Origin of the sequence: Sorangium sp. So ce128 (assembly GCF_051525245.1) — a bacterium.
GTDB lineage: Bacteria > Myxococcota_A > Polyangia > Polyangiales > Polyangiaceae > Sorangium > Sorangium cellulosum_B.
On sequence record NZ_CP150313.1, the window covers coordinates 10,357,188 to 10,369,687 of the forward strand.

General features: G+C 71.5%; 6 protein-coding genes. 4 read left to right on the plus strand and 2 right to left on the minus strand.

Features of this window, described 5'->3' with window-relative positions; translation table 11 throughout:
• Positions 1-198 precede the first annotated feature (198 nt).
• On the plus strand, positions 199-1,500 hold the full coding sequence (locus WME82_RS39230) for a hypothetical protein (RefSeq protein WP_438039495.1): 1,302 nt from the start codon (positions 199-201) through the stop codon (positions 1,498-1,500).
• 64 nt (positions 1,501-1,564) lie between these two features.
• On the opposite strand, the gene WME82_RS39235 is transcribed toward WME82_RS39230, so the two are convergent.
• Positions 1,565-2,200 (minus strand): phenylalanine--tRNA ligase beta subunit-related protein, encoded by a 636-nt coding sequence (locus WME82_RS39235; RefSeq protein ID WP_438044974.1) that lies wholly within the window; start codon positions 2,198-2,200, stop codon positions 1,565-1,567.
• Between the two features lie 332 nt (positions 2,201-2,532).
• Between WME82_RS39235 and WME82_RS39240 the strand changes: the two genes are divergently transcribed.
• Both WME82_RS39240 and WME82_RS39245 read left to right on the plus strand, forming a co-directional pair.
• Positions 2,533-5,211: an O-antigen ligase family protein gene (locus tag WME82_RS39240; RefSeq protein WP_438039496.1), complete on the plus strand. Its 2,679-nt coding sequence runs from the start codon at positions 2,533-2,535 to the stop codon at positions 5,209-5,211.
• A gap of 58 nt (positions 5,212-5,269) precedes the next feature.
• On the plus strand, positions 5,270-6,532 hold the full coding sequence (locus WME82_RS39245; protein WP_438039497.1) for a hypothetical protein: 1,263 nt from the start codon (positions 5,270-5,272) through the stop codon (positions 6,530-6,532).
• On the opposite strand, the gene WME82_RS39250 is transcribed toward WME82_RS39245, so the two are convergent.
• The gene (locus WME82_RS39250) at positions 6,498-9,944 is read right to left on the minus strand and encodes an FG-GAP repeat domain-containing protein (RefSeq protein WP_438039498.1); all 3,447 of its coding nucleotides are present in this window, start codon (positions 9,942-9,944) and stop codon (positions 6,498-6,500) included. The two genes, WME82_RS39245 and WME82_RS39250, sit on opposite strands and share 35 nt — an antisense overlap.
• Positions 9,945-10,198: 254 nt before the next feature.
• On the opposite strand from WME82_RS39250, the gene WME82_RS39255 reads away from it, so the two are divergent.
• Positions 10,199-12,499 (plus strand): GumC family protein, encoded by a 2,301-nt coding sequence (locus tag WME82_RS39255; protein WP_438039499.1) that lies wholly within the window; start codon positions 10,199-10,201, stop codon positions 12,497-12,499.
• Position 12,500: the final 1 nt, after the last annotated feature.

Below are 12,500 nucleotides of genomic sequence, written 5' to 3' on the forward strand. Positions count from 1 at the left end.
CTCCTGGAACGCGCGTGACGATGGCGCCTGGGTCGGATACGGGTGCCACGATGTGGGCATTCACCTCACAAAAAAGCACCAGCCTTTGCCGGGATGAGCTGACTGCTGCGGCCGCTTCTGCTGATAAAATCATCGACGACTCCCGTATCGCCGGATCGACCGAACCTCCCTGGTTCCATGCGACCTCGAGGAGCACCGATGAAACCTTGGTTGAATTTCTTGAGCCTCATCACTGCGGCAGGGTGTCTGGGCACGGCCTGCACCGGGAACATCGGACCGGTAGGCGGCCTTGATGTCGGGGAGGGCGGCGCCGCGAGCGCCTCCAGCACCGGCGGGATACCGACCACGACAGCCGAAACGACGGCCGACGCGACGACCGTCGCCACGTCCGCGGGGGTGGGTGCGGGGGGCGCGGGCTGCAGCGGCTCGCCGGACGCCGACGACGACGGCGACGGCTTCACGGAGCTCGAAGGCGACTGCGACGATTGCAACGCGCTGATCAATCCGCGAGCGCTCGAGCTCCCGACGGTCGGTGGAGAAGGGGGAGCCTCGCCGCAGCCCGTGGACGACGACTGCGACGGCATCGCCGACAACGTGCCCGAGCCGTGCGACGACGGGATCCCGCTCGACGACCTGGATCCGCTCAACGCTGCGAGGGCGGTCGAGCTGTGCAAGATGTCGTCCGGGCCCCGCGACTGGGGCGTGGTCTCCGCCGCCTGGGTCATGGTCGACGGCGCGCCGCCGCCGCAGGAAGCCGAGCTGCTCGCCAACTTCCACCTCGGGCACGGCATCCTCCCCGCGTTCGGGCGCAACGTCCCGCCGAGGGCGGGCGCGCGGCTGCTCGCCCTCTCGAGCGGCACGGCGCGGCAGGACGGCGACGAGGGGTTCGAGAGCCCGCAAGGCTTCGACAAGAAGTACGAAGGTGATTTCCCCGAAGACTTCCCGAAGGACCCCCGCGGCTGTGACGATCTGGTGCTCGCGAAGCCGTCCGACCCGACCGCCGTCGAGATCACCCTCCGGGTCCCGTCGAACGTCCGCGGCTTCGCGTTCAACGTCAATTACGTCACGTTCGACTGGCCCGTCGTCTGCGACAGCTTCAACGACTACTTCGTCGCGTTCCTCTCGCCGCGGCCGGCCAACCTCCTCGATGGTCACATCCTCTTCGACAGCCAGTGGAACGCGATGAGCGTCAACAGCACCTTCATCGACGTCTGCGCTTGCGAGAGCGGCCCTCCCTGCGATCTCGACGGCAGGGTGTACGCGTGCACCCGCGGGATCCGGGAGCTGCTCGGGACGGGGTTCGAGGGCCGCGCGGGTACGAGCTGGCTGGTCACGTCGGTGCCCGTGGAGCCGAACACGGAGATCAAGATCCGATGGGGGGCGTACGACGCCGGAGACCATCAGCTCGATTCGACCGGGCTCGTCGACAACTGGCGGTGGCTCACCGACAAGGACGAGAGCGTGATCACGCTGCCCGATCCCCCTGCGCCGGCGCCGTAGGGCGCATGGCGGCAGCGGCGGCGCGCCGGCGTGCGTGGGAGGCGATGGCCCGCGCGCCGGGCGCTCAGGCCGCGATCGGCGCGTCCGAGGTCGCCGCGCCGACGCCGGCGAGCAGCTCCTTGTACCAGGCGGCCGCTCCCGCCGCGCGGCCCGGAAGCGCGCGGCTGCCCCAGAGGACCGAGAGCGCGCGCGTCGTCCCCGCGTGCGTCTTCGTCCGCTGCGCGTCCTTCACGGCGTTCGCGCACGGGCCGTCCGCGTCGAAGACGCAGAGGAGCCCCTCGAGGTCGATCTCCTGCCCCGAGGCGTTGAACACGTAGCGGGAGCCAGCGGGCGCGACCTCGATGCGGAGCGGCGGGCGGGCGCGATCGAGATCGAGCACGCTGATGGGCAGGCCCGTGTGCAGCGACACGGCGTTGCACGCGTCCACGGCCGCGTTGATGGCCGCGAGCGATCCCCCCTCGGCGGCGCGGATGAGGTACTCGGAGGCCGGCTTGCCCCGGCCTGTCGGCTTGTAGCCGCCGTGCCGGAGCAGATCGCGGACCGCCGACCGCACGGCGTCGTCCGAGCGGAACGGGGCCGAGGCCTTGTCGGACAGGAGGCCGCGGAGCGCGTCGCTCCCCTGCAGCTCGCCGAGCGGCGCGGGGAACGTCGTGACGAAGGCGGCGACTTCGAGCAGAGGATGCGCCGAGAGCGTGAGCACGCGGCGCACTCTACACGAGCGGCGAGGCTGCGCGAGCGCCTCCTCGGCGCAGGTCGTATCGGCGAGCTGCTCGCCAGAGGCGTGGTTGGGCGCGAGCTCGATCAGCGCCTTGGACGACCCCTTCGTGATCAACCGCTCGGCGTTGAACGCGAAGGAAGGCCCATTGATGCGCGGCGGCGCGCGCCGCCGTGCGCCGCCGCGCGACAGCGCTCCTGGATGGATGCTCGTCATCTCACACTCTCTCGGTCAATCCCGCGAGTGCGCAGGTCGACTCGATGGTGCGGTGAGCGATCCCGTCCCTCTGCGGCGCAGATCGACTACCCTGGCCGGCCGTGACGACGGACTCCACACGCCCGAAGCTGAGGTCGCCCGCCGAGCTCCGGCGCTCGATGGGCGCCGCGGCACGGAGCCGCCCGGGAGGCGCCGCACCACCGCTCGCCGAGCGCATGATCCCGTGGCTGCTCGGGGCCATCGTCGCCGGGTCCGTGCTCGCCATCGGCGCTGTCCATGCGCCGACGCTGGCCCTGGTGTCCGCGGTCGTGGCGATCGCCGCCGCGCTCTCGCTCCGCGCCAGCGCGCTCGCCGGCGAGCCGTCTCCCGTGAAGACGCTGCCGGCGCTCACGCTGCTCGGCTTGACCGCGTACACGCTGCTGCAGGCCGCGCCGCTGCCGCTCGCGTGGCTCGAGCGGCTCTCGCCGGCGAGCGCCGACATCTGGTCGCGCTCCCTGATGCCGCTCGGCGAGGCGGCGCCGCGGTACGCCAGCGTCTCGCTCGACCCCGGCGCCACGCTGGTGGAGGCCGTGAAATGGCTGACCTATACCGGCGTCTTCCTCACGGCCGCGTTCGTCGGCGCGCGGCGCGGCGCGAAGCTCGGGATCACCCTGGTCTTCGGCAGCGCGTTCCTCGCCGCGCTCACGACGATCGCCCACGGGCTGCTCGGCGCGACGACCGTCTTCGGCCTGTATCAACCGCGGTTCTCGGTGGCGTCATGGCACGTCGGGCCGCTGCTCAACCCGAACAACCTCGCCGGTTACCTGAACCTCGGCATCCTCTCGGGGGTCGGGCTGCTGCTCACGAGCAGGCCGCTCCTGCCGCCCTGGGTCGCCGGCGTCGGACTCACCACGATCGTCGGGGTCGGCATCATCGCGTCGTCCCGCGGAGGGCTGCTCGTGCTGCCGCTCGGCCTCGCCCTCTTCGCGTTGCTCTCTCGGCGGCGGCGCGGCAGGCACCGCTCCGGCGCCCGCGGCCGGGGCGCGGCGGCGTGGCTGTTGAGCGTGGCCATCGGCGGCGGCGCGCTGCTGGCCGCGCTCGCCGCGACGAACCGCACGCTCGCGGAGATGGCGGACGACAACCTCGACAAGCTGTCGCTCTTTCGCTCGACGCTCCCGCTGCTCGCGGATCACTGGCTCCTCGGCATCGGGCGCGGCGCGTTCGAGACGGTGTTCCCGGCGTATCGACAGTCGCCGGGGAACATCGTGTTCACACACGCCGAGAACGTCGTGATCCAGTGGGCTGCGGAGTGGGGTGCTCCGGTCGCGGCGGCCTCGCTCGTCGCGTTCGGCGTCGCGTTTCGCCCGGGCAAGATCGCCTTGCGCGCGAGCACGGCGGCGCTGGGCGCCTGGGTCGGCTGCGCGGCGCTCGTCCTCCAGAACCTGTTCGATCTCGGGCTCGAGGTGCCAGGCGTCAGCATCGCGCTCGCGGCGACCCTGGGCTCGCTCTGGGGTGAGGCCCATGGCGAGCGGCCGCGGCACCAGGCTCCGGCAGGCGCGCCCGGCCCGGAGCGGTGGCGGCCGTGGCAGGCGGCGGCTTGCGCCGCGGCCTCCGCGCTCGCGCTCGTCTCCCTGATGGTGCGCTTCGGCTGGCGCGACGTCGACCACGACCGCCGGTCGCTGCGCGCGCAGAGCGACGCCGGCGCGGCGAGCGGCGCCGGCTGGCCACCCTTCCGCGAGGAGCTCCGCGCGGCGATCCTCCGCCACCCCGCGGAGCCGTACTTCCCGCTGCTCGGCGCGGTCGCCGCGCTCCGGGGCAGCGGCGAGAGCCCCATCCCATGGCTCCAGCGCACGCTCGAGCGCTCACGCCGCCACGGGCGCGCCCACCTCCTGCTCGCGGAGGTGCTCGCGTCGCGCGGCGCCAAGGAGCAGGCGCTCCTGAGCCTGCGGCTCGCCGTGGAGGACGACCCCCGCGTGACCGACACGGCCGCGGGGCTCGCCCGGCAGTGGACCCACACGTGGGAGGAGCTGCTGCGGGCCGTGCCGGAAGGCAAGGCCGGGGTCGAGGTGCTCGAGCGCATGGCCACCACGGGCGACCGCCGGGAAGAGGTCGACCTGCGCCTGCGCTGCGCGGAGGAGGCGATCGCGCGCGACCGCGCGCGGGTCGGAGCGCACTGGGCTGCCGGCGATGCGCTGCTCGCGATGCTGGAGGCCCCGGGCTCCGCCCGCTGCGGCGGTGACGACGGGCGGAGGGCCGCCTGCGAGCGGGAGATCGAGGCGCACGCGGCGGCGGTGCAGGGCCTCGACGACGACTCGTTCTTCGCGGTCCAGCTGAGGGCGCGGCTCCTCCTCCTGGGCAAGAAGAGCGCGGAGGCGGAGCAGCTGCTCTCGGGGAGCTGCGAGCGGCTGGACAACCGGGCCGGCTGTCTTCGCCTGCGGGTCGTCGCGGCGGCGCAGATGGCCTCGTCCGAGAAGCTCCTCCCCGCGCTCCGCGAGCTGCTCTCCGCGTCGTGCACCACGCTCGCGGCGTGCGCGGCGACGTCGACCTGGGCCGGCGACCTGCTCGCGGCGCGTGAAGACCATCCGTCGGCCGTGACCTACTACGCGCGGGCAGCGCAGGACGAGCCGACGGAGGAGCGCCTCCTCAAGCTGGCCGACGCCGCCAGCCGCGCGGGCGCGCACATCGAGGCGTCGAAGGCGCTGGAGCGCCTGCTGCAGCGGCGCGGGGGGCAGGACCCTGCGCTGCGCAAGCGGGTCCTCGAGGAGAAAGCGAAGGCGCTGGCGCCTTCGCTCAGCCCGTAGGTAGATTGCGCACGATCGTGGCCATCCTCGCCTTCCTCCCTCTCCTTCGAATCGCCCTGTGAAGCTGTCGTCGCTGCTGCGCGCTGGGATGCACGGCGGCGCCGGGGTCGCCTTCGCGGTCATCCTGCCTCGCGCCGTCTCGCTCGCGGCCCAGTGGGTGCTTGCGCTGTCGGCCGACCCCGCGGCGCTCGCCGCGCTCGCCAACTACACGTCGCGCGGGATGGTCGTCGTCGCGCTGGTCTCCGCCGGCCTCGCGCCGACCCTCGCGCGCCGGGCGCGCGCCTTCGCGACCAGGGGGGGCCGCGCGCTCGTGGGCGGCGCCCTCGCGCTCGTCGCCGTGTTCGCCTTCAGCTGCACGCTCGCCCATGAGCTGACCACCGGGCTGGGCGGGACGGCGGGTCTGGTCACCGCGCTCTTCAGCGCGTGCTCGCTGCTCGCCGCCGCCGCGCCGAGCATCTGGCCGAGCTGGCAGCTCCAGGGGCGGTATCTGCGCGCGCTCGCGGTGCTCCTCGTCTTCTCCCCGGGCGCTTCCATGCTGGCCGCGCTTGCGGGGCGCCCCGATGCCGTCGCCGTCGCGATCGGGATCGCCGGCGCCTCGCCTGCGCTGCTCCTCCTGCGCCCGACCCGGCTCCGGCGCGCCGCGCGTTACGCGATGCTCGTCGTCCGGCGCGCGGTCCCGTACTCCATCGCGAACTTCTCGACCGTCATCGTTTACCCGATCTCGCTCAGCGCCAACCTGAAGCTCATCGGCGACCATCGCGTGGGGCAGCAGGTGCTCTACTGGTCGTTCGCCGCGGTGCTCTCCCAGGCGTCGCAGGCGTTCGCGGCGCGCGCGGTCGCGGGCGCGAGCAGGTCGGGAGACGAGGCGACCTGGCAGGCGCGCGCCGTGCGCGCCTGGCTGCCTCCGGCCGCCCTGCTCTCGCTCCTCGGCGCGGCCATCTATGTGATCTTCACGGTCCGGATCCCCGGCCTGCCGCACTCGGGTGCCGCCCGCGACGCCATGACGATGACGATGCTGGTCTCTGCGGTGGCTCCGCTCGTCACGGACGCCATGTGCATTTACTTCTCCGGCCCGGGTTCGCGCCGCGTGCTCGCGGCGGGCAGCGTGCTGAGCAGCGCGTGCGTGGCCGGATGGCTCCTGCTGGCGCCGGCGCCCCTGGTCCGCCATTTCGGTGTGTTCGGCCCCTCGGTGCTTGTCGGCGTGGCGCGCCTCGCCTTCGTGATCGACGCGCCTGTGCGGCGGTACACGCTCGGCGCGATGCTCCTGCTGATCGCAGCGTTCGCGCTCACGCTGGCGCTCGGCGGGGGCGTGAGCTTCTAACGCGCCGGCCGCACGTCGCGCGGGCCCTGCCGAGCGCGACGAGCGCCAGGGCGATAGCGCCGAGGCCGGCCGTCCACGAGGCCGGGCGCTGCCCCGGCGCCTCGGTGCACACGCAACCACGGCCGTACAGGAGCGTGTCGTCCCATCCGGCCGCGCCGGCTCCGCCAGGACCTGCGCTGCCGGTGCCCCCTGCGCCATCGCCGCCGCCCCCTGCTCCGCCGCCGGCGCCTCCTGCTCCGCCGCCGCCAGCGCCTCCGGCTCCACCGCCGCCTCCCCCTTCGCCCTGCGGCATCCTCACGATCACACCGTCCGACCCTCGGTCCGGCGAGAGCCCGGCGGCAGAGACCGCGCGCACGCCGACGTAGTACTTCGCCCCGTCGAGGAGCGGCAGCCCGCCGACCGAGGCTTCGACGACGTCGCCCACGTCCTGCCACGCAGGCGAGCTCAGGTAATCGCCTTGCCCGCCCACGACCGTCACCTGATACGACGTCGCGCCATCGACCTTCGACCACCTCATGTGGAGCGTGTCCCTGGTCTCGATCTCGTCGATGTCCTCGTCCCGCTCGCCGCTGCCCGGATCGACATCCCAGACGAACTCGGGGGCCGGCAGGATCTCGTGTCGCATGTTGTAGAGGTAGCCATCTGCCACGCTCACGAGGATGTCGTCGTGGCCGTCACCGTCGGTGTCCGCGAGGCTCGGTGAGCCGACGGGGCTGCCGAAAGCATAAGACCACACGAGGCGCGCCGAGCACGCGTCGACCGCATAAAGGAAGCCGTTCGTGGAGCCGACGAGGGCGGTCGGACCGGCGGACGCGCGCCCGGTCAGGTTCCGCGAGATGGCCACATCTCCGAGCTGGCCCATCGGGGCGCCCGCCTGTGCTGCGGCGTCCTCCGCGTCGAACGCGCCGTCGCCCGCGAGGACGATGAAGCTCGATTGCCCACCGCTCGCGGCGTCCAGCACGGAGAACGTCAGCCGCGCCGGATTCATGAACGACCCCTCGACGAGGACGGTCTTGCCGTCGCAGCTCGCGATCGCGCCGTGCGGGTAGGGACGGATGTCCTCCGCGCCCCTCCACAGCGCGGCGCTCAGGTCGTGCGGCAGCGCCCGCGCGGGGGCATACCCCCCCTGCAGGGTCATCTCGAGCCGATGATCTCCCGACACATCGGCGAGGATGGGCATGAAATAGAGCAGCGTCTCCGGGTTCTCGCCGAGGGGGCTGCCGTTCCGACCCGAGAGCACCTTGGCCCTGTTGATCGCGACCGCCACGTCCTCCGCGCCGTCGCCGTTCCAGTCGGCGATCGCGACGGCCTGGGTGCCGGCGGAGGCGTCGATACGGTGTTTCCACCGCTCTCCGCCGCCCCCATCGATCGCGACGACCTCGGTGTGCAGGCTCGGATCCACCGTGACCGCCACGAGCTCGCGCGCGCCGTCTCCGTCGAGATCCCCGTGCAGCACGTCCCACGCGGGGGGCTTCTCGAGCGGAGTTTCGCTCGTTTGCCTGCCGTTCGCGTCGAGCGTCGTGACGGCGTACTTCACCGGGTCGGTGAGCGGGTGCAGCCGCCTGAAGCACGCGAGCGTCGCGGGCGAGCTCCCCTCGGCGGGGGCGATGGACGCGCCAAACGCGTCCCTCACGCGCCAGGCGGGCTTGGCCGGCGCCACGTTGCTCGCGCCGTCGGACGCGACCCGGACGAGGTCGCCCCGGCTGTCGACGACCACGACGCTGGCGGCGGCGTCCTCCGGGGAGAACCTCGCGGCGAGCGGGGCGCGGCCAAAATTGACGAAGGCGCCCGGGCCTGTGTAGAAGCCGCCGACGCGCATCCCGGGCAGGACGTCGCGCCCCTCCCGCACGAGGTTCGAGGGCTCGAACGACGCGTCGAGCAGCGTGAGGAACCCATCGGCCCGGGAGACCACCAGCCGCGGCCACGACGGAGCGCTCGCGACGGGCAGCTCGAGCGCCGCGATGCCGCTTCCGGGCTCGACGGAGTAGACGGCCGCGACCGTCGTCCCGCCCCCCTGCATGTCGACCGCGGTGAGCCCGACGGGCTCCGACGTCGACTCGAGCACGAGCTCGCCGCGTCCGTCGCCCGTGAGATCCGGAGTCACCAGCGAGAAGGCGAGGTTCGTCCTGCGGGATCTCGCCCAGTCGAGCCGCGTGCGCACCCGCTCGCCGTCCAGCGACCAGAGCCGCTCCAGCGAGCCTCCGGCGGCGCGGCTGAACCGGTACGCCGACACGCGCTCTTCGCGCGACGTGACGATCCATTGCTCGGAGCCGGCGTCTCCCTGGACCGCGCCCTGCGCTATCGCGTCGGGAATGGTGGCGAGCGCGGCGCCCGTGGCGGCATCGAGCACGAAGGACGTCCAGGTTTCGCCCACCTTGCCGCTCGCCAGCACCTCGAGCGCGCCGTCTCCGTCGAGATCCCACGCGAGGCGCGTCGGGGCGCGGGCGTCGCCGCCGTCATTGGGGCTGAGGGTCTTTCGCCAGACCACAGCGAGCGACGGGCTCTCGTCCGGCCTGTACGCGAGCAGGGTGACCTCGCGCGCGCCCTGGTTGCCGCGGACCCGATTCTGGAAGCAGAGCGCGTGCTGACCGGGGCTCGCCCGATCGCCCATGGTCACCGCCTCGCAGACGGCCCCGCCGAGGTGGACGCCGATGCTGGCCGACTCCGCGAAGACGTCCCCCGATCCCGAGACGAGGAATAGCTGGTCATAGGAGGACACGAGGAGATCGTCCGCGCCGTCTCCGTTCCAGTCGCCCACCGTGTCGATCGTCGCGTTGCAATGCACGCGCCGCGGAGGAGGAGGCAACCGCTCGACAGCGCCGAACCCCCCCGCGAAGCTGTAGATGACACCCGGGCTGTCCGTGCGCACGGTGCAACAGCCACACTCGTCCAGGAAGAGATCGAGATAACCGTCGCCGTTGAAATCGGCGAGGCGCGCGGCCCCGAGCGTTCCGAGCTCAGAGGCGTCCTCGCGCCACAGGATGGCTCCGCTCGATCCATCGATGACCGCCGCGCCCGCGCCGCTCAGCGCGACGATCTCGACCCGCCCGTCTCCGTCGAGATCGTCGACGGAGTGCAGCGTCTGCATTCCCAGCGATGGGGTGCTCCAGCGGACGAATCCCAGCGGATCGGAGAGGACGACGCGGCCGCCGGACACAAAGAGCAGGTCGATATCGCCGTCCTGGTTCGCGTCCCCAGCGAGCACCCGGCCTGTCGAGAGGACACCGCCGAGGTACGCCCGCCAGTAGGGCGCCGGCTTCACGATATTGCTCGTGGACGACGTGGCGCCCGTGCGCTGCGCGTCGTGACGGGCAGATGGCCAGTCAGCGAAGGCCGAGGCCCCCTCGAGGAGGAGCGCAGAGCAAACCGCGCTCGCGACCGCGCCGCGCGCCATGAAGGACGATCGTTCCATTCTGACTGCCTGAGCGCGTTTTCCGCTTCCGAACGCGCGGCCGGAGTGTACTCCATCGGCGCGAGCGTCGCACCGCGCGAGAATGTGCCGCACCCCGCCTCCCCGCCGCCAGGCCGCGCATTGTCACGATGCGCACATTATGCTACATCGTCCCCCTGTTGAGAACCCCGGCTTGAATTTTGGAGACACCGCGGGCACCTTAGCCCTCCGCGCGGACCTCTACCCTCCACGAAGGCGCTTCGAGCGCATGACTTATGGCCGACGAATCCAGAGCCCCCTCCACGACCGCTCTCCGCGACGACACCGCAGGCGAGCGCGCGTTCGACCTCGTCGTCACCTGGCGAACGGTCAGCAAGCACTGGGCCATCGCGCTGACCACCCTGCTCCTGGTCGCGCTCAGCGTCACGTTCTATACGCTCGGGCAGAAGAAGATCTATCAATCCGCGGCGACGGTGCAGTTCGATCCGAACCCTCCTCGGCCGCTCGGCCGCGGGGTCGACACCGTGGTCGACATGGGCGCCGGCTCGTACTGGAATAACCGCGAGTACTATGAAACCCAGTACAAGGTCATCCGGTCCATCCGGGTGGCGCTGGCGGTCGTCGCCCAGCTCAACCTGCAGAACGATGCCTATTTTCTGAAGGACCTCCCGAAGGACGCGGCCTCGCCCGGGCCGATGTCCGTGACCCCGGAGGAGGCCGCGGAGCTCCTGCGCGAGCGGCTCGTTGTCGAGCCCGTGAAGGACAGCCGCCTCGCGGTGATCCGCTACAACGACGCGGATCGCGAGCGGGCTCAGCGCATCCTCACCACGTTGATGGACATCTACATCGAGCAGAACCTCGATGACGCGGTCGCCTCGACGAACTCAGCAGTCGATTGGCTCCGGGCGCAGCTCGACAAGCTGAAGAACGATCTCGAGACGAGCGAGACGTCGCTCCACGAATACAAGCTCAGCAAGAACATCCTCGACGTCGATTTCGAGGACAAGACGAACCTGCTGCGCGAGGAGATGAAGCAGATCAACGACGCTCTCACGTCCGTGCGCACGAAACGTGAAGAGTTCGCGGCCCGGAGCCACGAGCTGTCGAAGCTCGACCCGAACACCCCGCTCGACCTCCCCGCCTCCGAGCTCATCCAGAGCCCGGTCCTCCAGATGCTGCGCGCGCGCCAGGAGGAGTGCGTCCGTGAGCGCGACGCGCTCATCGGCTCCGGCAAGGGTGAAAACCACCCCGACGTCCGCGCCGCGACCGAGCGGGTCGCCGCCAACAGGAGCGCGCTGGTCGCCGAGATCAAGAACGTTCAGGGCGCGGTCAACCGCGATCTCGCCATCGTGAAGCGCCAGGAGGGGGGCCTCGTGGGGCTGCTCGAGGACGCGAAGAAGCAGGCGTTCGAGCTGAACTCACTCAAGATCGAGTACGATCGACTCCGCAGGACGAAGGACAACACAGAGAAGCTGTACCAGCTCGTCCTGGAGCGCACGAAGGAGAGCGATCTCCAGCGAATGCTGCGGGTGAACAACATCCACGTCCTCGATCGGCCGAACTTCCCGCTCACCGCGCTGCGGCCGCGCGTCGGCGTCAACATCGGGATAGGCATCCTCGCCGGGCTGCTCCTCGGGATCGGCGCCGCGCTGGCGCGGGCGATGCTCGATCGCACGCTGCGGACGCCGGATGAGGTCGAGCGGGAGCTCGGGCTGCCCTTCCTCGGGCTCCTCCCGGAGTTCGACAAGCGGGACCAGAAGGACGCCCAGCGCCGCAGGGCGCGCCACCGCGGCAAGGCCGCGCCCCCGCTGGGCCGGCGCGAGCTCGTCGTGCACGATCAGCCGACGAGCGGGATCGCCGAGGCGGCGCGCGCGATCCGGACCAACCTGCTCTTCATGTCGCCCGACCGGCCTTACAAGACGCTCCTCATCACCAGCGCCGGCCCCAGCGAGGGCAAGACGACCGTGTGCTGCTGCATCGCGGTCGCCATGGCGCAGGCCGGACAGAAGGTCGTCCTCATCGATTGCGATCTCCGCAAGCCGCGCATCCACCAGATCTTCGGCAAGAGCCCGGAGCTCGGCGTCACCAGCGCGTTGCTCGACGACTCCGTGGTGGACGACGAGAGCGCGCTCAAGACCGAGGTGGAGAACCTCTACGTCATCCCGGCAGGCCCGATCCCGCCGAACCCGGCGGAGCTCTTGCACAGCGCTCGCTTCCAGGCGCTGCTCCAGAAGCTCCAGAGCCGCTTCGACCGGGTCATCATCGACAGCCCTCCCATCGTCGCGGTCACCGACGGCGCCGTGCTGTCGACGCTGGTCGACGGCACGGTCCTCGTCGTGCGCGCCTCCTCGACGAGGCACGACTTCGCGCGCTATGGGATCCGCGCGCTGCTCGACGTCGGCGGCAAGACCGTGGGCGTCGTGCTGAACGCCGTCGATCTGAAGCGCCAAGAGTACGGGGTTTACCACTACTATGGCGACAGGAAGGACGGCTATTACCACGCGCCCTCCGAGCCGGCGCCCCCGGCCCCGACGGACGCTCCTCCGCCCCCCTCTCCACCCCCCTTGCCGAACTGAG

Bases quoted from the DNA above. Each gene is read 5' to 3' on its own strand.
- WME82_RS39250 (WP_438039498.1), bottom strand. From the start codon at position 9,944: ATGGAACGATCGTCCTTCATGGCGCGCGGCGCGGTCGCGAGCGCGGTT.
- WME82_RS39230 (WP_438039495.1), top strand. From the start codon at position 199: ATGAAACCTTGGTTGAATTTCTTGAGCCTCATCACTGCGGCAGGGTGT.
- WME82_RS39255 (WP_438039499.1), top strand. From the start codon at position 10,199: ATGGCCGACGAATCCAGAGCCCCCTCCACGACCGCTCTCCGCGACGAC.